Source organism: Kitasatospora sp. NPDC030952 (assembly GCF_055571335.1).
In genome coordinates this window covers 530871-554987 of sequence record NZ_JBVIFM010000001.1, presented here as the reverse complement: position 1 = coordinate 554987, position 24117 = coordinate 530871, and the positions used below count along the sequence as shown (strand labels likewise).

Here is a 24117-nt window from a genome sequence, read left to right as displayed (position 1 = left end):
GCTCCTGTCGGTGGGTCGGTGGGTCGGTGGTTCGGCGGGTCACTGGTGGTCGGTGGCGGAGAGGGCCGCTTCGAGGACGGCGCCGATCGCGGCGGCCGGTCCGGGTCGCAGCAGCTGCTGGTGGCCGGCGTCCACGTCGTGCGCGTGGACGGCCGAACCGACGTACGGCGCCCAGCTCTTGAGTTTGAGGGCACGCTCCTCCGGGGTGGGTCGGCGGGGGCCGCCGGTGGCCACGAAGAGGGTCATCGGGCAGTCGTCGAGGCGGTTCGGGGTGAACCGCTGGAAGAGTTCGAGGTTGTTGCGCATGACGGCCAGCAGGCGTTCCAGCAGGTCGGGCCGGAGGCCGGCCAGCGGGCCGGGGGTGCGGGCGAGGTGGGCGGCCACGCTCCGGGGGGTGAGCGGGGCGGAGTCACCGGTGTCGACGGGCTCGGCGCCGGCTTCGGCCAGGAAGTCGGCGAGGAACTCGGCGTCGCTGGGGCGGACGCCCCGGGCGTCGTCGGGGTAGGCGTCCAGGTTGGCCAGCAGGGCCACCGGTTCGCCGGCGGCGCGCAGCCGGACGGCCATCTCGTGGGCGACCACCCCGCCGTAGGACCAGCCGAGCAGGTGGTAGGGGCCGTGCGGCTGGATCGCCCGGATCCGGGCCAGGTACTCCTCGGCGACCCCGCCGAGGTCGGTGGGTAGCGGGCCGTCGCCGGACAGCCCGTCGGCCTGGAGGCCGTACACCGGGCGGGCGGGGTCGAGGTGCTCGGCGAGGGCGGCGAAGGGCAGGGCGAAGCCGAGGCCGCCGTGCACGCAGAACAGCGGGGGGCGGTCGCCGGTGGGACGAATCGGCAGGACGGGGGCGAGCGGGTCCAGGCCGGTCGCGGAGCCGGAGGCGGGTTCGGCGGTGGCGGCGAGGGCCTCCAGGGTGCGGTGTTCGAAGACCGCGCCGAGGGTGAGCGGCAGGCCGGCCCGGGTGGTCGCGTTGACCAGTCGGATGGCCTTGAGGCTGTCCCCGCCGAGGGCGAAGAAGGAGTCGTCCGGTCCGGCGGCCGGCAGCCCCAGCACCTCCTGGACGGCCGCGCAGAGCAGGCGTTCGGCGACCGTCCGGGGCGGGCGGGACGAGGCGGGGGCGGCGGCCGGCGCGGGCAGGGCGCGGACGTCCAGCTTGCCGTTGGCGTTCAGCGGCAGCTCGGGCAGCGCGGCGTAGGCCTCCGGGACGAGGTGGGCGGGCAGCGAGCGGGCCAGGTGGCGCCGCAGTTCGGCCGGCCCGGGCGCCGGGCGGCCCGCGGCGGGCACCAGGTAGGCGACCAGCCGGCGCTGGCCGGCGGCGTCGGCGGGGGCCAGCACGGCGGCCCGGGCGACGGCCGGGTGGGCGGCCAGCAGGCGTTCCACCTCGCCGAGTTCGACCCGGTGGCCGCGGATCTTGACCTGCTGGTCGGCCCGGCCGACGTACTCGATCCGGCCGTGCCGGTCCCAGCGGACCAGGTCCCCGGTGCGGTACATCCGGGTGCCGGGCGGGCCGTACGGGTCGGCGGTGAAGCGTTCGGCGGTGGCCCCCGGCCGGTTGAGGTAGCCGCGGGCCAGGCCCGGGCCGGACAGGTACAGCTCACCGACCACGCCGCGCGGCACCGGTTCGAGCGCCTCGTCCAGGACGTACGCGCCGGTGTCGCCGATCGGCAGGCCGATCGGGACGGTGCCGTCGGCGCGGCCGAGGTCCTGGCCGGTGGCGAAGGTGGTGGTCTCGGTGGGGCCGTAGACGTGGAGGACGGTGGTGCCGGGCAGGGCGGCGCGCAGCCGGTCCAGGTGGTCCCGGGAGTGGGCCTCGCCGCCGGTGAGCAGGGCGCGGAGCGGGGCCAGGGCGCGCGGGCGGGTGTCGGCCAGGGTGTTGACCAGCTGGGTGGTGAGGAAGGCGACCGTCACCCCGGCCCGGGCCAGGAAGTCCTCCAGGGCCCCGGGGTCGGCGGGGCCGGGCGGCTGGACGGCCAGCCGGGCGCCGTGGGCGAGCGGGCCCCAGATCTCGAAGGTGGAGGCGTCGAAGGCCACCGGCGCGAAGTACAGGAAGGTGTCCTCGGCGGTGGGGGCGAGTTCCGGCAGACCCAGCACCAGGCGGACGGCGGCGCGGTGGGTGACCGCGACGCCCTTGGGGCGGCCGGTGGAGCCCGAGGTGTGGATGACGTACAGCAGGTCGTCGGGGTGGACGGTGACCTCGGGGGCGGTGGCCGGCCCGGCGGCCAGGTCGGCCACTGTCGCCGGGTCGTCCAGGACCAGCGGGCGCACCTGCGGGGGCAGGTCGAGGCCGGTCAGGGAGCGCTCGGTGAGCAGCAGCCGGGCGCCGCTGTCGGCGAGCATGTGGTGGACCCGCTCGGCGGGGTACGAGGGGTCGATCGGCAGGTAGGCCGCACCGGTGCGGGCGATCGCCAGCAGGGTGCGCACCACGGCCGGGCCGCGCTCCAGGCGCAGGGCGATCAGCTCGCCGCGGCCGGCGCCGTGGGCGGTGAGCAGCCGGGCGAGGCGGTTGGCCTGGGCGTCCAGTTCGGCGTAGCTGGTGTGCCGGAGCCCGTCCGGCCCGGCGTGGACCAGTGCGACGGCCTGCGGGGCGGCGGCGATCCGGCGGTCGACCAGGGCGGTGACGGTGCCGGGAGGCCCGGTCTCGCCGAGCCGGCCGGTGCCGAGGGCGAGCAGTTCGGCCCGCTCCTCGGGGGCGATCAGGGGCAGCCGGGAGAGCGGGGTGGCGGGGGCGGCGAGGGCGGCGGCGAGCAGCCGCAGGTAGCACTCGGTGATCCGCCGGGCGGTGGCGGCCTCGAAGAGGTCGGTGCGGTACTCCAGGGTGAGCCCGAAACCCGGGTCGTCCGGCTCCTCGGTGACCTGGAGGAAGAGGTCCCACTTGGCGGTGCCGGTCGGGACGGGTTCCGCGCTGACGGTGAGTTCCGGATCCGGGGCGGGGGCCGGGCCGGGGCGGTGGTGGCCGATCATCACCTGGAACAGGGGGTGCCGGGCCGTGGAGCGCTCCGGGTTGAGCACCTCGACCAGTTTCTCGAACGGCAGCTCCTGGTGCTGGTGCGCGGCCAGGTCGGACTCCCGCACCCGCTCGGCGAGTTCGCGGAAGGCCGGGTCGCCGGAGGTGTCGGTGCGCAGCACCAGGGTGTTGACGAACATGCCGACCAGGTCGTCGAGCTGCTCGTCGGTACGGCCGGCGATCGGGCTGCCGAGCGGGATGTCGGTGCCCGCGCCGAGCCGGGTGAGCAGCGCGGCGAGGGCGGTGCGCAGCAGCATGAAGGGGCTGAGCGACCAGTCGGCGGCGGTGCGGCGCAGCCGTTCGGCCAGCTCCGGGGGGACGACGGCGCGGTGGGCCGCGCCGCGGTGGTCGGTCCGGGGGCCGCGCGGGTGATCGAAGGGCAGGGCCAGCTCCGCCGGGAGGTCGCGCAGCCGCTCCGTCCAGTAGTGGAGTTGGCGGGAGGTGCGGCTCTCCGGGTCGTCCTCGGTGCCGAGCAGTGCCTGCTGCCAGAGGGTGTGGTCGGCGTACTGGACGGGCAGCGGGGGGAGTTCGGCGGGCCGGCCGTCGCGGCGGGCCAGGTAGCAGGCGGTGAGGTCCCGGGTGAGCGGGGCGAGCGACCAGCCGTCGGCGGCGATGTGGTGCAGCACCAGGGAGAGCACGTGCTGATCCGGGCCGAGGGTGAAGAGCCGGGCGCGCAGCGGAAGTTCGCGGTCCAGCCGGAAGCTCCGGGCGGCCTCGTCGGCGAGCGCGGCGGGCAGGTCGGCCTCGGTGCTGCGGCTGACCGGAAGGGCGACGGTGGCCTCGGCGGGCGTGAGCACCCGCTGTTCGGCGGTGGGTTCGGCGCTCCGGCGCGGGAAGACGGTGCGCAGCGCCTCGTGCCGGGCCACCACGTCCTGGAGGGCGGCGGTCAGGGCGGGGGTATCGAGGCGGCCGGAGAGCCGGACGGCCAGCGGGATGTGGTACAGCCCGGCGGGGGCGCCCAGTTGCTCGACGAACCAGAGCCGCTGCTGCGCGGGGGAGAGCGGGAGGACGGCCGGGCGGGGGCCGGCGGTGAGCGGGGTGCGGCGCGGGCCGGCGGCGCCGGGCAGCCGCCGGGCGAGCCGGGCCGGGGTGGGGGCCTCGAAGAGGTCCCGGACCTGGAGTTCGGCGCCGAGTTCGGCCCGGACCCGGTTGACGATCCGGGCGGCGAGCAGCGAGTGGCCGCCGAGGGCGAAGAACTCGTCGTCGGCACCGACCTCGGGCAGCCCGAGCACCTCGGCGAAGACCGCGCAGAGCAGCCGTTCCCCGGGGCCGTGCGGGGCCCGGGCGGAGGTGGCGTAGACGGGGGCGGGCAGGGCGCGCCGGTCGAGCTTGCCGTTGCCGGTCAGCGGCAGCGCGGGGAGGGTGACCACGGCGGCGGGCACCATGTGCTCGGGCAGTCGTTCGGCGGCGAACGCCCGCAGCTCGGCGGACAGTTCGGCGTGGCCGGCGGGCGGTTCGGCGTGGTCGGCGGCGGCCGGCACGACATAGGCGACCAGTCGCTGGTCCCCCGGACGGTCCTCCCGGGCCAGGACGGTGGCCTCGGCGACCAGCGGGTGCCGACCGAGGACGCTCGCGATCTCACCCAACTCGATGCGGAAGCCGCGCAGTTGGACCTGATCGTCGATCCGGCCCAGGTACTCCAGGGTGCCGTCCGGCCGCCACCGGCCGAGGTCGCCGGTGCGGTACATCCGGGCGCCGCCGCCTTCGAACGGGCAGGCGACGAAGCGCTCGGCGGTCAGTGCGGGCCGGTCGAGGTAGCCTCGGGCCAGGCCCGGCCCGGCCACGTACAGCTCGCCGGGCACCCCGGCCGGGACCGGTCGCAGGGCGCCGTCCAGCAGGTACGTCCGCAGGTCGGGGACGGCGCGGCCGATCGCGCTGCCGCTCCCGGTGGGCGCGGCGGTCAGCTCGTGCGCGGTGACGTGCACGGTGGTCTCGGTGATGCCGTACATGTTGACCAGCCGCGGCGCGTCCTCGGGGTGCCGGGCGTACCAGTCGGCCAGCTTGTCGTGGTCCAGTGCCTCGCCGCCGAACACCACGGTGCGCAGGGCGAGTTCGCGCGGGCGTTCGGCGTCGGCGCGGATCAGCTGGTAGAAGGCGGACGGGGTCTGGTTGAGGACGGTCACCCGCTCGGCGGCGAGCAGCTCCAGGAAGGCCTCGGGGGAGCGCGAGACGTCGTACGGGACCACGACCAGCCGGCCGCCGTACAGCAGGGCGCCCCACAGCTCCCAGACCGTGAAGTCGAAGGCGATCGAGTGGAACAGCGTCCAGACGTCCCGCGGGCCGAAGCCGAAGCGCCGCTCGGTGGCGTCGAGCAGCCGGACCACGTTGCGGTGCGGGACGACCACGCCCTTGGGGCGCCCGGTGGAGCCGGAGGTGAAGATCACGTACGCCGGGTGGTCGGGGCCGACGGAGGTGGCGGGGGCGCCGGTCGGGGCGACGGCGAGGGCCGCGGCGGTCCGCGGGGCGTCGAGGTCGATCCTGGGGAGGCCGGGGGTGTCGGGCAGCAGGCCGGTGGCGGTGAGCAGCAGGGCGGGGCGGGCGTCGGCCAGGGCGTGGCCGGTCCGTTCGGCCGGGTGGGCAGGCTCCAGCGGCAGGTAGCCGGCGCCCGCCTTGAGCACGGCGAGGACGGCGACGACCAGGTCGGTGCCGCGCGGCAGGGCGACGGCGACGAAGGACTCCGGGCCGGCGCCGTGCGCGATCAGCAGGTGGGCCAGCCGGTTGGCGCGCTCGTCCAGGTCGCGGTAGCTGAGTTCGCCGTCCGGCGCGGTGACCGCGACGGCCTCCGGAGTGCGGGCGGCCTGCTCGGCGAACAGCGCGGGGACGGTGGTGTGGCGGACCGGCGGGGTGCGCTCGGCGGGGGTGCCCTGCGGGGCGGCCGCGTCGGGGGCGCCGTCGGGTGCGCCTTCGGGTGCGCCTTCGGGTGCGCCGAGGTGGGCGAGCAGGGTGTCCGGGTCCTCGGCGACCGTCGCCAGGACGTCCACCAGCCGGTCGAGCAGCCGCTCGGCCTCGTCCGCTCCGAAGACCGATACCCGGTGGCCGAGTTGGAGGTCCAGCCGGTCGCCCGGGAAGACCGTGAGGCTCAGCGGGTAGTGGGTGGCGGAGAGGATGCGGGCCGCACTGACGGTGCCGCCGGACTCCCGGTACAGCGCCGCCTCGTCCATCGGGAAGCTCTGGAAGGCGAGCACGGTGTCGAACAGCTCGCCGCGCACCCCGGAGGCGGCCTGCACCTCGGCCAGCGGCAGGTGCTCGTGCGGCATCATCGCCAGCTGCTGCGCGGCCAGCGCCGCGAACAGCTCGCTGGCCCGGCGGTCCGGGCGCAGTTCGGCGCGCACCGGCAGGGTGTTGGCGAACAGTCCGATCATCGACTCGACCTCCGGCACCTCGGCCGGGCGGCCGGAGGTCACCGAGCCGAACACCACGTCCTGGCGGCCGGTGAGCCCGCCGAGGAGCAGCGCCCAGCAGCCCTGGACCACGGTGTTCAGGGTGAGTCCCTGGCCGCGGGCCCAGCCGGCCAGCGCGGCGGTGTGCCGCTCGCTCAGCAACCGCCTGGCGGTGGCGGGGAGTTCGGCCGACGGTCCGCTCGGCGGCAGCACCCGGACCGGCCCGTCCAGGTCGCCCAGCAGCTCCGCCCAGGCGGCCCTGGCGGCGGTGTGGTCGCGGCCGTTGAGCCAGGTCAGGAAGGACCGGTACGGCGCGGGCGCGGGCAGCGCGGCGGCGCCGGCCGGATCGCCCAGCAGGCCCAGCTCCCGCACGGCGAGCGGGAAGGACCAGCCGTCCAGGACGATGTGGTGCACCGACCAGAGGAAGCGGTGGCGCCCCTCGCCGAGCCGGATCAGGGTGAACCGCATCAGCGGTGGCCGGGCCAGGTCGAACCGGCGCAGCCGGTCCTCCTCGGTCATTCGCCGGGCCTCGGCCTCCCGCTCGGCCTCGGGCAGGTGGGTGAGGTCCCGCAGCTCCCACTGCGGCTCGGTGTCCTTGAGCACGACCTGCACCGGTTCGCCGTTCTTGCGGTGGCGGAAGCAGGCCCGCAGGTTGGGGTGGCGGTGCAGCAGGGCGGCGGAGGCGGTGCGCAGCCGGGCGGCGAGCCGCTCGCCGTCGGCCGCGCCCGGGCCGTCCAGTTCGGCGACCAGCTGGAGGGTGTACAGGTCGGGCGCGGTCCGGTCGTAGGAGGAGAGGAACAGCAGGCCCTGCTGGAGCGGGGAGAGGGGCAGGACCTCGCTGATCTTCCCCTTGGTGTCGGGGGCGGCCGGGGCGGGGGTGCCGGATGGGCTCGTTCTCAGGCCGGTCGTCACGACAGCTCCTCGTTCAACTCGATTTCCAGATCGGCCAGTTCGTCGTCCGAGAGCTCGATCAGGCTGCCCGCCGGCTCCGCCGGGACGGACTCGGCGGCCTCCGCTCCGGCCTCTTCGGCGATCCGGGCCAGGGCGGCGGCGGTCTTGTGGGTGAAGACGTCCCGGGTGGTGAGGGCGAGGCCGGCCTTGCGGGCGCGGCTGACCACCTGGATGGAGCGGATGCTGTCCCCGCCGAGGGTGAAGAAGTCCTCGTCGATGCCGACGGTGGCCGTTCCCAGCACCTCGGCGAGGATGGCGCAGAGGATCCGCTCCGGTTCGGTGCGCGGGCCCCGGCCGGCGGTCTGGTCGGCGGTCGCGTCGGGCAGGGGCAGGGCCTTGCGGTCGAGCTTGCCGTTCGGGGTGAGCGGCAGGGCGTCCAGGACCAGCCAGGAGGCCGGGACCATGTAGCCGGGCAGCAGTTCGGCCAGCCGGTCGCGGATCCGCTCGGGGTCGACGCCCGGGCCGGTGAGGTAGCCGACCAGCCGGGGGTTGCCGGAGGCGTCGGGCAGGACGGTGACGGCGGCGTCGGTGACCGGGTCGAGGGTGCGCAGCACGGCCTCGATCTCGCCGGTCTCCACCCGGCGGCCGCGGATCTTGACCTGGTGGTCCCGGCGCTCGATGAACTCCAGCTGTCCGTCCGGGCGTTGGACGACCAGGTCGCCGGTGCGGTACATCCGGCAGCCCGGGCCCGCGAACGGGTCGGCGATGAAGGTGGCGGCGGTGCGGACCGGGTCGTGGAGGTAGCCGCGACCGACGCCGGCGCCGCCGACGTACAGCTCGCCGGGCACGCCGACGGGTACCGGCTGGAGCTCGTCGCCGAGCACGTACAGCCGGGTGTTGCGGACCGCGCCGCCGATCGGGACCCGGGTGCCGGGCCGGTCGCCCGCGCGCAGCACGGCGTGGGTGACGTCGTCGGAGCACTCGGTCGGGCCGTAGGCGTTCATCAGCGGGACGTCCGGGTAGCGGTCGTGCCAGCGGCGGCAGAGGTCGGCGGGCAGCGCCTCGCCGGTGACCATCAGCCAGCGCAGCGAGGGCAGCCGGGGCGCGTCGCCGTCGAGGTCCCAGGCGTCCAGGGCGGCCCGCAGCAGTGAGGGGACGACCTCCAGGACGGCCACGCCCTCGTCCTGGACCAGGGCGAACAGCGCGTTCGGGTCGGCGGCCGCACCCGTCCCGGCGACCCGCACGCTGCCGCCGACGACCAGTGGCGCCAGCATCTGCCAGACCGAGACGTCGAAGGTCAGCGGGGCGTTCTGGACGACCGCCTCGCCGGCGGCCAGGTCGAGGTCCCCGACCTTGGCCCAGAGGTGGTTCATCATTCCGGAGCGCTGGACCATCGCACCCTTGGGGCGGCCGGTCGAGCCGGAGGTGAACATCACGTACGCGAGGTCCGCCCCGGTGCCGACCGGCTCGGGCAGGGCCGGGGCGGGCAGGGCCCCCTCCAGGCCGAGGACGGTCGCCGAGCTGCCGTCCGGCGCGGTGCAGCCGGCGCCGAGCAGCAGGTGGGAGGCGCCGCTGTCGGCCAGCAGGGCGGCGTTGCGGGCGGCGGGGGCGGCCGGGTCCAGCGGGAGGTAGGCGGCACCGGCGCCGAGGACGCCGAGCACCCCGGTGATGAACGGCGCGCCGGGTTCGGCGAGCATCGCGACCACCGAGCCGGTGCCGGCCCCGGCCCCGGTCAGGGCCGCGGAGAGGCCGCCGGCTGCCTCGACCAGCTCCCGGTAGCTCAGCGCGCCGCTGTCGTCCGTGACCGCGACGGCCTCCGGGATGCGCCCGGCCACCGCCCGGACCCGCTCGACCACGCCGAGGCTCTCCTCGGGGAGCGAAGGGTCCCAGTCGCCGAGCAGTCCGCCGAGCTCGCCGGGGGTGGCGGTGCCGGTGAGGTCGGTCGGGGCGGTGACGTCGATCCGGGCCAGCGGCAGGTCCGGCCGTTCGGCGACGGTGCGCAGCAGGTGCAGCAGCACGGTCGCGATCCGCTCGACCCCGGCCCGGTCGAACAGCTCCGGGTGGTGGTCCAGTCGCAGGCTGAGCGCCTCGCCGGGGTGCACCACCAGGCTGAGCGGGTGGTGCCGGGCGTCCAGGGCCTCGGCGCGGACCACCCGGGGGCCCCCGTCGCCGGCGGCCAGGTGGCGTTCGTCCAGCGGGAAGTTCTCGAACAGCACCACGGTGTCGAAGGCCTCGCCGGTGAGCCCGGCGGCCTGGTGGATGGCGGCGAGTCCGAGGTGCTCGTGCGGCAGCAGCGCGCTCTGCTGCTCCTGGAGGGCGTGCAGCAGCTCGGCGAGGGTGGTGCCGGGGTCCAGCCGGGCCCGGACCGGCACGGTGGTGAGGAACATGCCGATCATCGACTCGACCTCCGGCACCTCGGCCGGGCGGCCGGAGGTGACGGCACCGAACAGCACGTCCTGGCGGCCGGTGAGCCGGCCGAGCAGCAGCGCCCAGCAGCCCTGGACCACGGTGTTCAGGGTCAGGCCCCGGCCGCGGGCCCAGGCGGCCAGCGCGGCGGTGTGCTCGGGCGGCAGCTCGGTGCGGACCGACTCCGGCAGCGCGGGGACCCGGGACGGGTCCGCGGGGACCACCAGGGTCGGGCCGTCGAGCTCGGCCAGTGCCCCGCGCCAGGCCGTACGGGCGGCCTCGCGGTCCTGGGCGGTGAGCCAGGCGAGGTAGTCGCGGTAGGGGGCCGGGTCGGGCAGCGCGGCGGGGACCGGGGCGACGGGCGCGCCGTCCGGGCCGGGCGCGGCCGGGGAGACGGGAGCGCTGAGCGCGAACAGTTCGCGGACCAGCAGCGGCATCGACCATCCGTCGACCAGGATGTGGTGGCTGGTCCAGACGAAGCGGTGCCGGTTCTCGCCGTGGGTGAGCAGGGCGAAGCGCAGCAGCGGCGGGTCGGCGAGGTCGAAGCGGCGGGTGCGTTCGGCCTCGGTGAGCCGGGCCAGCTCGGCGGCCCGGACGGGCTCCGGGAGTTCGGTCAGGTCGGTGGCCAGCCAGGGCAGCCGGGCGTGCCGGGGGATGACCTGGACGGGTTCGCCGGCGGCCCGGGCACGGAAGGCGGCGCGCAGGTTGGGGTGGCGGTCGAGCAGGGCCTGGCCGGCGGCGCGCAGGGCGGCCGGGTCGAGTTCGCCCTCGAGGTCGGCGACGATCTGCAGGGTGTAGACGTCGACGTCCTGCTCGGTCGTGGCGTCGTGGTCGGCGTGGAAGAGCATGCCCTGCTGGAGCGGGGTGAGCGGCAGGACATCGGCCAACGCGTTCCCGGCGGCGCCGAGTTCGGCCTCGTACTCGTCGATCTCGGACTGGTCGAGCCGGACCAGCGGCAGGTCGGAGGGGGTGTGGCCGCCGGGGCCGGGGTGGCGGGCGAGCAGCTCCAGGGCGCGGAACCAGGTCCGGGCGATGTCCCGGGCGGTCTCCTCGCTGACGGTGCGGCCGGCCCAGGACCAGTTGGCGACCAGGTGCGGGCCGTCCGGCCGGTCCTCGGTGGCCGGGGTGACGTCCAGCAGGTGCGGGAGCGGCAGGTCCGGGTGGGCGCCGGTGCCGACCACGCCGTCCCCGCCGGCCGGCTCCCAGTGGCCGCTGCGCCGGGCGTCGAAGCGGCCCATGTAGTTGAAGCCGAGCTGCGGCCCGGGCCGGTCGGCCAGCAGCCGGGCGGAGTGCGGGTTGAGGTGGCGCAGCAGGCCGTAGCCGACGCCCCGGTCGGGCAGGGCGCGCAGCTGTTCCTTGATCCGCTTCAGGGCGGTGGCCAACGCCGGCCCGCCGGACCACAGTTCGTCCCAGTCGGGCGCGCCGGGGTCGAGCCGGACGGGGAAGGCGGCGGTGAACCAGCCGACGGTGCGGGAGAGGTCCAGGCGGTCGCTGAGCTGCTCGCGGCCGTGGCCCTCCAGCTCGATCAGGGTGCCGGTGCGGTCGGAGTGGCCGTGGCGGCGGCGCCAGTCGGCGACGGCGATCGCGAGGCCGGTCAGCAGCACGTCGTTGACCTCGGCGTGGAAGGCCGCCGGGACATCGGTGAGCAGCGGGCCGGTGATCTCGGGGCCGAGTTCCAGGCGCAGGGTGCGCCGGGTGCCGTACACATCGGTGGCCGGGTCGAGCCGGCGGCTGCCGATCAGCGGGTCCGGCCCGTCCAGGATGCCCTGCCAGAGGGCGAGTTCGGCGCCGCGGACCTGGGTGCGGGCCTGCTCGGCGAGCAGCCGGGACCAGGCCCGGTAGGAGGTCCCGACCGGGTCCGGGGCCGGAGCGCGGCCTTCGGCGAGCGCGGTGCAGGCGTCGGCCAGGTCGGGCAGCAGGATCCGCCAGGAGACGCCGTCGACGACCAGGTGGTGGGCGCCGAGCACCAGGTGGGCGCTGTCGGCGCCGGGCGCGGCGGGGATCAGGACGGCCTGGAGCATCACCGCGTCGGCGGGCGAGAGCCGGGCGAGGGCGGCGGTGGCCTGCCGCTCGGCGAAGGCGAGCACATCGGGCCGGCCGGGCCGGTCGGGGCCGGACTGGTCGGGCTGGTCGGGCTGGCCGGGGTCGGACTGCTCCGGCCGGTCGGACTGCTCCGGCCGGTCGGGCTGTACGGCGGGCTCCGCGGTGGTCGCCAGCCGGGTGCCGGCCAGGGCTCCGGTCGGCAGCACCTCCAGCTGCCAGAGTCCGGGGGAGGGCTCGGTGGCCCGGGTGCGCAGCGCGTCGTGGTGGTCGACCAGGGCGTGCAGGGCGGCGTCCAGCCGCTCGACGTCCAGATCGACGGGGACCTTGACCACCACGTACTGGCCGTACGAGGACACCGGCCCGTCCAAGCTGCCGGTGTCCTGGTTCAACTGGGCGCTGATCGGGGTGAGGTCGTACGGGCCGGTGCCGTCCTCGCGGTCCTCCGCGGCGGGCTCGTCGGCGGTGCCGCCGCCCGCGATCCGGGCCAGGGCGGCAGCCGTCTTGTGGGTGAACATGTCCCGGGTGGTGAGGGCGAGGCCGGCCTTGCGGGCGCGGCTGACCACCTGGATGGAGCGGATGCTGTCCCCGCCGAGGGCGAAGAAGTCCTCGTCGATGCCGACGGTGGTGGTGCCGAGCACCTCGGCGAGGACTTCGCAGAGGATCCGCTCGCGCTCGGTGCGCGGGCCGCGGTGCTCGGCCTGCTGGGTGGGGTCGGGCTGGGGCAGGGCCTTGCGGTCGAGCTTGCCGTTCGGGGTGAGCGGCAGGGCGTCCAGGACCAGCCAGGAGGCCGGGATCATGTACGCGGGCAGCAGCTGGGCGAGTTCGGCCCGCACCTGGTCGGGCCGGACGCCCGGACCGGTGAGGTAGCCGACCAGCCGGGGGTTGCCGGAGACGTCGGGCAGGACGGCGACGGCGGCGTCGGTGACGGTGTCCAGGCCGCGGAGCACGGCCTCGATCTCTCCGGTCTCCACCCGGCGGCCGCGGATCTTGACCTGGTGGTCCCGGCGCTCGATGAACTCCAGCTGTCCGTCGGGGCGTTGGACGACACGGTCGCCGGTGCGGTACATCCGGCCGCCCTGGCCGGCGAACGGGTCGGCGATGAAGGTGGCGGCGGTGCGGGCCGGGTCGTGGAGGTAGCCGCGACCGACGCCGGCGCCGCCGACGTAGAGTTCGCCGGGCACGCCGACGGGTACCGGCTGGAGCTCGTCGCTGAGCACGTACAGCCGGGTGTTGCGGACCGCGCCGCCGATCGGCACCCGGGCGTCGAGTTCGTCGTCGACGGCGATGACGGCGTGGGTGACGTCGTCGGAGCACTCGGTCGGGCCGTAGGCGTTCATCATCGGCACGTCCGGGTAGCGGTCGTGCCAGCGGCGGCAGAGGTCGGCGGGCAGCGCCTCGCCGGTGACCACCAGCCATTGCAGTTCCGGGAGTTCGGGCGCGTCGCCGTCGAGGTCCCAGGAGTCGAGGGCGGCCCGCAGCAGCGAGGGGACGACCTCCAGGACGGCGATGGCCTCGTCCTGGACCAGCGCGAACAGGGCGTGCGGGTCGGCAGCGGTCTCCGTGCCGGTGACCCGGACGCTGCCGCCGACGACCAGCGGCGCCAGCATCTGCCAGACCGAGACGTCGAAGGTCAGCGGAGCGTTCTGGACGACCGCCTCGCCGGCGACCAGCTCCAGGTCGTGGACCTTGGCCCAGAGGTGGTTCATCATCCCGGAGCGCTGGACCATCGCACCCTTGGGGCGGCCGGTCGAACCGGAGGTGAACATCACGTACGCGAGGTCGGATCCACAGCCCAGCGAGGGGAGTTCGGCCGTGCAGTCGGCGTCCGAGGGCTCGGTCAGCGGCAGGACGGCGGCCGAGGCGCCGTCCGGCGCGGTGCAGCCGGCGCCGAGCAGCAGGTGGGAGGCGCCGCTGTCGGCCAGCAGGGCGGCGTTGCGGGCGGCGGGGGCGGCCGGGTCCAGCGGGAGGTAGGCGGCACCGACCGCCTGGACGGCCAGCACCCCGGTGACGAAGGGCACGCCGGGCTCGGCGAGCAGCGCGACCACCGATCCCCGGCCGGCGCCCGCCGCGGTCAGCCGGGCGGCCGATCCGGCGGCACGGGCCAGCAGTCGGCGGTAGGAGACCTGTTCACGTCCGTCCCGTACGGCCGGCGCGTCGGGCCGCTCGGCCGCGACCGCGCGCACCCGCTCCACCAGGTCCTGGTCGGGGGCGGCCGTGCGGTCCCAGTCGCCGAGCAGTCCGAGCGGCTCGCCGTCCGCGCCCAGGCCGATCCGGCCGAGCGGGAGGTCTCCGGGCATCGTGGCGAGGGCGCCCAGGAAGGCCGCGAACCGGGCCAGGTGGGTGGCGAGTTCGGCGGCGGTGTAGAGGGCGGGGTTGCCGTCGAGGTGCAGTTCCACCGTGCCGTCGTCGGCGTTGAGGACGGTCAGGATGAGGTCCTTGACGATGCCGGTGGAGAGGTTGACCACCAGGCCCCGGCAGTCCGGGCCGAAGGCCAGTTCCGGGTCCTGGGCGAGCACGTTGATGAACGGCCCGAAGGAGCGCTGGTCGTCGATCCGCAGGCCGATGTCGCGGCGGATCCGGTCACCGCGGTAGCGCTGGTGCTGGAGCGCCCCGGCGACCTCCCGCCAGGCCGCGCGCAGCAGTTCGGTGCGGGTCAGCTCCGGCCGGATCCGGACGGCCAGCGGCAGGTAGTTGGCGAGCATCCCGGGGATCGCCCGGCTGACCGCGCCGACCCGGCCGGTGACCGGCAGGGTGAGCAGCGGCGCGGCGACGCCGGTGACCCGCTGGGTGTAGGCGGCCATCGCGGCGACCATCAGCACCGGCAGGGTGACCTTGCCGTCCTGGGCCAGGGCGTGCAGCGCGGTGGTGGTCTCCGGGGAGAGCCGGACGCTCTCCCGCAGCGCGACCCGGGCGGGGGCCGGCTCCTGCTCGGAGAGCGAGACCAGCTCGGGCCGGGGGCCGTACCGCTCGGAGGTGAGCCGGTCGGTCCAGTGGTCGCGGTCCTTGCCGACCATCTTGGAGTCGAGGTAGCGGCGTTCGGCCTCCAGCAGCTGGTGGAAGGGCGGTATCGCCCCGTCCTCCGGCTCCCGCGCCGCCCCGTCCTCCGGCTCCGTCACCCCGTCCGCCGGCTCCGTCACCCCGGCCCCGGCGCCCAGTCGGGAGTAGAGCCGGGCGAGCTTGGGGTAGAGCAGCCCGCGGCTGAAGCCGTCCGCGAGGATGTGGTGCATGCACAGGTAGAGCAGGTGGTGTTCGGGGCCGAGCCGGATCAGCGCGCCGCGGAACAGCGGGAAGTCGTTGATCTTGATCGGGTCGGCGTGGTCCGCCCGCATCCACCGTTCGGCGGCCGCCAGCGGTTCCGGCTCGCCGGTGAAGTCCATCCGCTTCAGCGGGAGTTGGGCGAGCGGGCGGATGATCTGGCCGGGCCCGCCGTCCTCCTCGACGAACTGCACCCGCAGCGCCTCGGCCTCGTGACCCAGCTGCCCCAGGGCCCGGCCGAGCAGCTCGGGGTCGAGCGGCCCGCGCAGGTCGATGTAGTCCGCCATGTTGTAGGCCAGCGGCCCGGCGGCGAACTGTTCGTCGAACCAGATCTCGGCCTGCGCCGCGGTGAGCGGCAGGACCGCGCCCCGGTTCGTCGTCGTTGCTTCGTGCTCCGTCATCCCTGCCCCAGCCCGCTTCGAAGAATCTGGCAACTCTCGCTCCACCGGATCCGTGGTGACCCTCCGGACCCGGTCCGCCCGGCTCAGCCCGTCACGGCGTGCAGCCCGGCCCCGAGGCCGAGGCCGCCGCGGGCGACGCCCGGCAGCAGGCCCTCCGGACCGATCGAGCGGGCCACCCATTCGTCGTGGTAGACGGTGTCCAGGTAGCGCTCGCCGAGGTCCGGTGCGATGGTCACGGCCGTCACCCGCGTCCGCACGCCGCCCACGCCGTCGCCGTGGTGCTCGTCCAGCCAGCGCACCGCCCCGCTCACCGCGGTGCCGGTGGAGCCGCCGAACAGGAAGCCCTCGCGCATCAGTTCCCGGCAGGTGCGCACGGTGTCGCGCTCCTCGACGTGGATCGCGGGATCCACCAGCGAGTCGTCCAGCAGCGGCGGGCGGACGCTGGTGCCCAGGCCCGGGATGTGCCGGGGGGCCGGCGGGGTGCCGAAGGTGACCGAGCCGACGCTGTCCACCGGGACGACCCGCACCGAGGGGCGCCGCTCCCGGAAGTACCGGGCGCAGCCCATCAGGGTGCCGGTGGTGCCGGCGCCGACGAACAGCACGCTGAGGTCCGGGAACTGGCGGGCGATGGCGGGCGCGGTGGTGCGGTAGTGGGCCATCCAGTTGCCCGGACTGAGGTACTGGTTGAGCCAGACCCGCCGCTCGTCCTCGGCCAGCAGCGCCCGGACGTGCCGGATCCGCGCCCCGAGGAAGCCCTCCTCCGGGTGCGGCTCGGTGATCACGTGCACCTCGGTGCCGTAGGACTCCATGATCCGCCGGGTGGCCTCGTTGCAGCGGGAGTCGGTGACGCAGACGAACCGGTAGCCGCGCGCCGCGGCGAGCACGCTCAGCGCCACGCCCATGTTCCCGGAGGAGGACTCCACCAGTGTCGAACCGGGCCGCAGCGCGCCGGACTCCTCGGCCCGGGCGACCATTTCCCGGGCCGCCTTCAGCTTGATGGACCCGGCGAAGTTGAATCCCTCCACTTTCAGGAAGAGGCGGTGCCCGAAGATCGGCTGAAGATTCACGAAGAGGTCACTGACCTCGAATTCGTGTGACGCGGAAATGACCGGCACGGAGAACTCCTGGCCTTCGGTAAGGAATTAGCCTCGACGGCAAGCCTCCCGCCGATCGCTGACGAGGAGCTGACGGAGGGCTGACGGATTGCTGACGGGCCCCGTGCGGCGTTCGACCACGCAGGTGGAGGTCGTGCGTCAGCCGTCCGTCAGTTGCCGGTCAGTTGCCCGTCAGCGCCATCGGAAAACGTTTGTTAATCCGTACGTGCACCGCACCTTCACCGCACTCGTGCGGGCCTTACGTGAGGAGCCCGGTTTGAATCGGCCGTCCGCCATCAGTGAAGTCCTTCCACTCTCGCCGCTGCAACAGGGACTGCTCTTTCTCTCGGAGTACGACCGCGCCGGAACGGACGTCTACACCATTCAGCTGGTGCTCGACTTCGAGGAGCTGACCGAAGCGGGGGCCGCCGCCCTGCGCACCGCCGCTGGCGAGCTGCTGGAGCGGCACCCCAACCTCAAGGCCTGCTTCCGGCCGCGCCGCAACGGCGAGGTGGTGCAGGTGGTGCCGACCGCGGTCGCGCTGCCCTGGCGGGAGGTCGGGGTGCCGGGCGCCGGGGCGGAGGCCGACGCCGGGTTCGAGCGTCTGGCCGAGGAGGACCGGCTGCGCCGATTCGACCTGGCCCGCCCGCCGCTGCACCGGCTCACCCTGGCCCGCGCCGGGGACGGGCGCTGCCGACTGCTGTGGACCGTCCACCACATCCTGCTGGACGGCTGGTCCATGGTCACCCTGCTCGGTGAACTCGCCGAACTGGCCGGCGGATCCGGGGCGTCCGAGCCGCCGACCCGCTACCAGTCCCACCTCGCCTGGCTCGGCGCCCAGGACCGTGCGGCCGCCCGGACCGCGTGGGGCGCGGCGCTGGCCGGGGTGACCGAGCCGACCCGGCTGGTGCCGGCCGGCCGCAGCCGGGGCGAGGCCGCGGACGCCCTGCCGCGCTCCGTCCCGCTGGACCTCGACCCGGCGGTGGCGGAGCGGCTGACCGCCTTCGCCCGGGCGCGCGGTCTGACCGTCAACGCGGTGGTGCAGGGCTGCTGGGCGCTGCTGCTGTCCCGGCTGACCGGCCAGTCCACCGTGGTGTTCGGCGCGGTCAGCTCCGGCCGCCCGGCCGGGCTCGCGGACGTCGAGCGGATGGTCGGGCTGTTCGCCAACACCCTGCCGGTCCGGGTGGACGTCGACCCGGAGCGCACCCCCGCCGAGCTGTTCGCCGCCGTCCAGCGGGCCCAGACCGGGCTGCTGGCGCACGAGCACCTCACCCTGGCCGAGGTGCAGCAGCTCACCCCCGTGCGCGGCGAACTCTTCGACACCGCACTGATGTTCCAGAACTACCCGATGGGCAGTCTGGGGGTCGCCGGCGACTCCAGGGTGACCGGCGTCGACATCCGTTCGGCCACCGACTTCCCGGTCACCCTCACCGTCTTCCCCGGCACGCCCTTCGGCCTCGCGGTGAACCACCTGCCCACCCTGGTCGACGCCGCCGAGGCGGAGCTGATCGGACGGCGCTTCGCCCGGCTGCTGGCCGCCGCCGTGGTCGCGCCCGACCGGCCCTGCGGCCGCCTCGACGTCCTGGACGCGACCGAACGGGCCCGGATCCTCGAGGACCGCAACGCCACCGCGACCCCGCCGCCGGGCCCCTGGCTCGCCCCGCTGCTGGCCGCCCAGGCCGCCCGCACCCCGGACGCGCCCGCCGTGCGGTGTGCCGGACAGCGCCTGAGCTACCGCGAACTGCACCGCCGCGCCGACGAGTTGGCCGATCGACTGGTCGCCGCCGGGGCCGGCCCGGAGCGGGTGGTGGCGATCGCCCTCGACCGCTCGACGGACCTCGTGGTGGCCGCGCTGGCCGTTCTCAAGTCCGGCGCCGCCTACCTGCCGCTGGACCCGGACCACCCGGTGGAGCGGCTGCGGCTCATGATCGAGGACGCCGCCCCGGTGGTCACCCTCACCCACCGCCGGGTGCGCGAACTGCTCCCGTTCGCCGGTGAGTCGTGGATCCTCGACGATCCGGACGGCCTGCCGCCGGCGGCCGCGCCCGGCACCCCGCGCGAGCCGTCCGGCGACCACCCGGCGTACGTCATCCACACCTCGGGCTCCACCGGGCGCCCCAAGGGCGTGGTGGTGCCGCACGCCGCCCTGGTCAACCTGGTCCGGGACATGGCCGAGCGCTTCGCCGTCACCCCGGCCGACCGGCTGCTCGCCGTCACCACCTTCGGCTTCGACATCGCCAACCTGGAGCTGTTCGTCCCGCTGGTCACCGGCGCCGAACTGCTGCTCGCCGACCGGGAGACCGTCCGCGACCCGGCCGCGCTGGCCGGGGCCGTCACCGGTCTCGGCGCGACGGTGCTGCAGGCCACCCCCAGCCTGTGGCAGTCGCTCGCGGCCGACCACGCCCCTCGGCTGGCCGGTCTGCGCGCCCTGGTCGGCGGCGAGGCGCTGCCCGAGCCGCTGGCCCGCACCCTCACCGCGCACTGCGCCTCGGTGACCAACGTCTACGGCCCGACCGAGACCACCGTCTGGTCCACGGCCGCCGTCCTGGACGGGGAGCGGTCCGGTCCGCCGCCGATCGGCGCCCCGATCGCCAACACCCGGGCCTACGTGCTGGACGGCGCGCTGCGGCCGGTCCCGGACGGCACCTACGGGGACCTCTACCTGGCCGGCGCCGGCCTCGCCCGGGGCTACCTGGGCCGACCCGGCCTGACCGCCGAGCGCTTCACCGCCGACCCGTACGGCCCGCCCGGCAGCCGGATGTACCGCACCGGCGACATCGCCCGCTGGGACACCGGCGGCCGGGTGCTGGAGTACGCCGGGCGCAGTGACTTCCAGGTGAAGATCCGCGGCCACCGGATCGAGCTGGGCGAGATCGAGTCGGTGCTGGCCGCGCAGCCCGGCGTCCGGCAGGCCGTCGTCACGGCCGGCGCCGACCGGGCCGGGGACGTCCGGCTGGTCGCCCACGTGGTGCCGGCCGGCCTCGACCTCGACCGACTGCGGGAGCGGGCGGCGGCGGTGCTGCCCGGGTCGATGCGGCCGGCGGTGTACGTGCCGCTGGACGAACTGCCGCTGACCCCCAACGGCAAGGTCGACCGCAAGGCGCTGCCCGCCCCGGCGGAGGAGCGCGCGGGCACCGGGCGGGCGCCGGTGGGGGAGCGCGAGGAACTGCTCTGCGCGGTGTTCGCCGAGGCCCTCGGGCTGGAGCGGGTCGGTGCGGACGACGACTTCTTCGCGCTGGGCGGCCACTCGCTCTCGGCGACCCGGGTGGTCAACCGGCTGCGCTCCGAGCTGGGCGGGGACGTCCCGCTGCGGGCGCTGTTCGACGCCCGGACGGCCGAGGGGCTGGCCCGGACGCTGTCCGGCGGCGGACCGGCCGGCGGCGGACCGGCCGATCACGGACCGGCGGGCGAGGGGCGGCCCGGCGACGGGCGGGCCGACCGGGCGCCGGTGCCCACCGCGGCCGGGGGGCGCGCCCGGCCGGTGCTGGGCGCCGTCGAGCGGCCCGCGACCGTGCCGCTGTCGCACGCCCAGGAGCGGCTCTGGTTCCTGGACCGGATGGACGGCCCGACCGGGGCCTACAACATCCCGCTGGCCGTCCGGCTGACCGGTCCGCTGGACCGGGCCGCGCTGACCGCCGCCGTCCGGGACGTGCTGGAGCGGCACGAGAGCCTGCGCACCGTCTTCGCCGAGGCGGACGGCCTGCCCTCGCAGCTGGTGCTCACCGTCGCCGAGGCCGAACTCGCGGGCGGCGCACTGGAGTCGGTGGAGCTGCGGGCGGCCGAACTGCCCGGCACGCTGGCCGCCGAGGCCGCCCACCCCTTCGCGCTGTCCGCCCAAGTGCCCCTGCGCGCAAGGCTGTTCGTCCTCGGTCCGACCGACCACGCACTGGTGATCACGGTGCACCACATCGCCGCCGACGGCTGGTCGCTCGGCCCGCTGGTGCGCGACCTCGCCACCGCCTACCGGTGCCGGGCCGAGGGCCGGGCGCCCGACTGGCTGCCGCTGCCGGTGCAGTACGCCGACCACGCGCTCTGGCAGCGCGCCCTGCTCGGCGCCAAGGACGACCCGGACAGCCTGGCCGCCGCCGAACTCGCCCACTGGCGCGAGGTGTTGGCCGGCATCCCGGAGGAGCTGGAGCTGCCCGCCGACTTCCCGCGCCCGGCCCGGGCCGGGCAGCGCGGCGCGGAGGTCCGCTGCGCACTGCCCGCCGAGGCGCACGCCCGGCTCGCCGCCCTCGCCCGGGACGGCGGCGCCAGTCTGTTCATGGCCGTCCAGGCCGGGCTGGCCGCCCTGCTCACCCGGCTCGGAGCCGGCACCGACATCCCGCTCGGCAGCCCGGTGGCCGGGCGCACCGAGGAGGCCGTCCGGGAGCTGGTCGGCTTCTTCGTCAACACCCTGGTGCTGCGCACCGACACCTCCGGCGACCCGGCCTTCCGCGAACTCCTCGGCCGCGTCCGGGAGACCGACCTGACCGCCTACGCCCACGCCGAACTGCCCTTCGAGCAGCTGGTCGAGGGGCTCAACCCGGTCCGCTCGACCGGCCGCCAGCCGCTCTTCCAGGTGGTGCTGGCCTTCGAGAACGCCACCTTCGGGAACGCCACCTTCGGGAACGCCACCTTCGGGAACGCCGACTCGGGGAACGCCGCCGCCGGGAACGCGGCGCTGCCGTCGATGCCGGGCCTGACCGCCGAGGTGCTGCCCGTCGACACCACCGCGGCCAAGTTCGACCTGTCCTTCCAGGTCCGCGAGCGCACCGCGGCGGACGGCGGTCCGGCCGGGCTGGAGATCCTGCTGGAGTACCGCGAGGACCTCTTCACCGCCGCCACCGCCACCCGGCTGGCCCGCTCGCTGGCCACCCTGCTGGACTCCGCCGCCCGCACCCCCGACGCCCCGCTCAGCGCCCTGGAGCTGCTCACCGCCGAGGAGCGGCGCGTCCTGCTGACCGAGTGGAGCGGCCCGCCGGCCCCGCCGCCGGCCGCCGGGTGGTCCGGCGCCGCCACCCTGCCCGCGCTGCTGGAGCGGGCCGCGTCCGAGCACCCGGACCGCCCGGCGCTGATCGCCCCCGACACCGTCCCGGCCGGGCCCGGCACCGTACGCCTGGACCACCGCGAGCTGAACGCCCGCGCCAACCGGCTCGCCCACCTGCTGCTGGCCCGAGGGGCCGGCCCCGGGGACGTCGTGGCGCTGGCCCTGCCGCGCTCCCCGCAGCTGGTGGTCGCCCTGCTGGCGGTGCTCAAGACCGGCGCCGCCTACCTGCCGGTGGACCCGCGCTACCCGGCCGAGCGGATCGCCCACCTGCTCGGCGACGCGGCGCCCGTCCAGGTACTGGCCGTCGACGGGGTGGAGCTGCCCCCGACGGCCGCCGTCCCGCTGCTGCTGGACGCCCCCGGTACGCTCGCCGAACTGGCCGGGCAGCCGGACACCGACCCCGGCGACGCCGACCGCACCCGGCCGCTCACCCCGCAGGACACCGCGTACGTCATCTACACCTCCGGCTCCACCGGCCTGCCCAAGGGCGTCGCCGTGCCGCACGCCGGAGCGGTCAACCTGGTGGCCGGCCTGCACGGGCTGCTGGGCCCGGGCCGGCGGGTGCTGCAGTTCGCGTCCTTCAGCTTCGACGCCAGCGTCTGGGAGCTGGGCGCCTCGCTGTGCGTGGGCGGCACCCTGGTGTTCGCCACCGAGGAGAGCCGGTTCGACGGGGACCGGTTGGCCGCGCTGCTGGCCGAGCACCGGGTCGACCACGCCATCCTGCCGCCCCCCGTCGCGGCCGGGCTGCCGGAGGACGCGCCGCTGCCGGACGGACTGCTGCTCGCCGTCGGCGGCGAGGCCTGCCCGCCCGCCCTGGTGGACCGCCTCGCCGGGCGGCTCGACCTGCGCAACGCCTACGGCCCGACCGAGGCCTCGGTCTGCGCCACCTGGAGCGACCGGCTGCTCCCGGGCACCGGCCCGCTGCCCACCGGCCGCCCGCCGATCGGCCGTCCGCTGGGCGGCCACCGGGCGTACGTGCTGGACGCGGCGCTGGCCCCGGTGCCGGTCGGCGTCACCGGCGAGCTGTACCTCGCCGGGGCCGGGCTCGCCCGGGGCTACCCGGGCCGTCCGGTGACCACCGCCGAGCGCTTCGTCGCCGACCCGTACGGCGAGCCCGGCACCCGGATGTACCGCACCGGGGACCTGGTCCGCTGGCGGGCCGACGGCACCCTGGAGCACGTCGGCCGGGCGGACCACCAGATCAAGCTGCGCGGCTTCCGGATCGAGCCCGGCGAGATCGAGGCGGCGCTGACCAGGCACCCGGTGGTGGTCCAGGCCGCGGTACGGGTGCGCAGCACGCCGACCGGGGGTCAGCGACTGGTCGGGTACGTGGTTCCGCTGCCCGGGGTGGCCGCCGTCGACGTCCCGGTGCTGCGGGCCTTCCTCGGCGAGTCGCTGCCCGCGCACATGGTGCCGGCCGCCCTGGTGACGCTGCCCGCGCTGCCGCTGACCGCCAACGGCAAGCTGGACGTCCGGGCGCTGCCGGAGCCGGGGGCCGAGCCGGCGGCGCCGGAACGGGCCGCGGACCGGGTGCGCCCGCCGCGCACCCCGGCCGAGGAGGCGATCGCGGCGGTCTTCGCGGAGGTCCTCGGGCTGGACCGGGTCGACGCCGACGGGGACTTCTTCGCGCTCGGCGGCGACAGCCTGCGCTCGGTGCAGATCGTCGGCCGGGCGGCCAAGGCCGGGCTCACCCTCTCGCTGGCCGACGTGTTCACCCACAAGACGGTGGCGGCCCTGGCCGCGGCCGCCCGGCCCACCGAGCGGGGGCCGCTCCCGTCGGCGCTGCTGGAGCCGCTGCTGGCGATCCGGCCCGGCGGCGGCGCCGAGCCGCTGTTCTGCGTGCACGGCGGCGTCGGCTTCGGCCTGCCGTACGCCGAACTGGCCGCGCACCTGGACCCGGACCGGCCGGTGTACGCCCTCCAGTCCGACGGCATCGCGGCGCCGGCGGGGCAGTGGCGCAAGCCGGTCGGGGTGCGGGAGCTGGCCACCGAGTACCTGGCCCGGATCCGACGGGTGCAGCCGCACGGCCCGTACCACCTGCTGGGCTGGTCCTTCGGCGGGCTGGTCGCCCACGAGATGGCCGTCCAACTCCGGTCGGCCGGCGAGCCGGTGGCCTTCCTGGCGGCGCTGGACGTCCAGCCGGTGCACCCGGGCGACCCGGACCCCACCGACCAGCAGATCCGGTCCGCGTTCCTGGACCACCACGCCGCCGGGGCGGGTGTGGACGAGGCGGAGCTGTCCCGCCTGATGACCGTGATGCGTCACCACACCGACATCGCGCGGGAGTTCACCCCCGGGCGGTTCGACGGGGAGTTGCTGCTCTTCGTCGCGGACGGCTCCGGGGACGGCACCGGGGACAGTGCCGGGGACGGCACCGGGGACGGTCCGGCGGTCGAGCGCTGGCAGCCGCACCTCGGCGGGCCGCTGACGGTGCACCGGGTGCCCTGCGACCACGAGGAGATGCTGAACAGGGAGGCGGCCGGGCGGATCGGTGCGATCACCGACGCCGCCCTGCGCCGCCTCGGCTGACGGGGGCGGGGGGGGGGGGGGGGGGGGGGGGGGGGGGGGGGGGGGGGGGGGGGAATGTGGGGGGGGGGGGGGGCACCAGGAGGAGGAGGGA

The 24117-nt window shown here is 76.0% G+C and carries 4 protein-coding genes; 1 reads left to right on the top strand and 3 read right to left on the bottom strand.

The features are described 5' to 3' along the window. Positions 1–39: 39 nt before the first annotated feature. From ACZ47G_RS02550 to sbnA, 3 genes are all read right to left on the bottom strand, one after another. Positions 40–7290 (bottom strand): amino acid adenylation domain-containing protein, encoded by a 7251-nt coding sequence (locus ACZ47G_RS02550; protein WP_465739595.1) that lies wholly within the window; start codon positions 7288–7290, stop codon positions 40–42. Next, positions 7287–15374 carry an amino acid adenylation domain-containing protein gene (locus ACZ47G_RS02545; RefSeq protein ID WP_465739594.1) on the bottom strand — a complete coding sequence of 2696 codons (8088 nt, stop codon included), beginning with the start codon at positions 15372–15374 and terminating at the stop codon, positions 7287–7289. Before ACZ47G_RS02545 ends, ACZ47G_RS02550 begins: the two co-directional genes overlap by 4 nt. Before the next feature lie 83 nt (positions 15375–15457). Then, on the bottom strand, positions 15458–16489 hold the full coding sequence (gene sbnA, locus ACZ47G_RS02540; protein WP_465739593.1) for a 2,3-diaminopropionate biosynthesis protein SbnA: 1032 nt from the start codon (positions 16487–16489) through the stop codon (positions 15458–15460). 256 nt (positions 16490–16745) lie between these two features. On the opposite strand from sbnA, the gene ACZ47G_RS02535 reads away from it, so the two are divergent. Continuing rightward, the gene (locus tag ACZ47G_RS02535; protein WP_465739592.1) at positions 16746–24026 is read left to right on the top strand and encodes an amino acid adenylation domain-containing protein; all 7281 of its coding nucleotides are present in this window, start codon (positions 16746–16748) and stop codon (positions 24024–24026) included. Positions 24027–24117: the final 91 nt, after the last annotated feature.

Coding starts and splice junctions, on each gene's coding strand:
- ACZ47G_RS02545 (WP_465739594.1), bottom strand. CDS start 15,374: ATGACGGAGCACGAAGCAACGACGACGAACCGGGGCGCGGTCCTGCCG.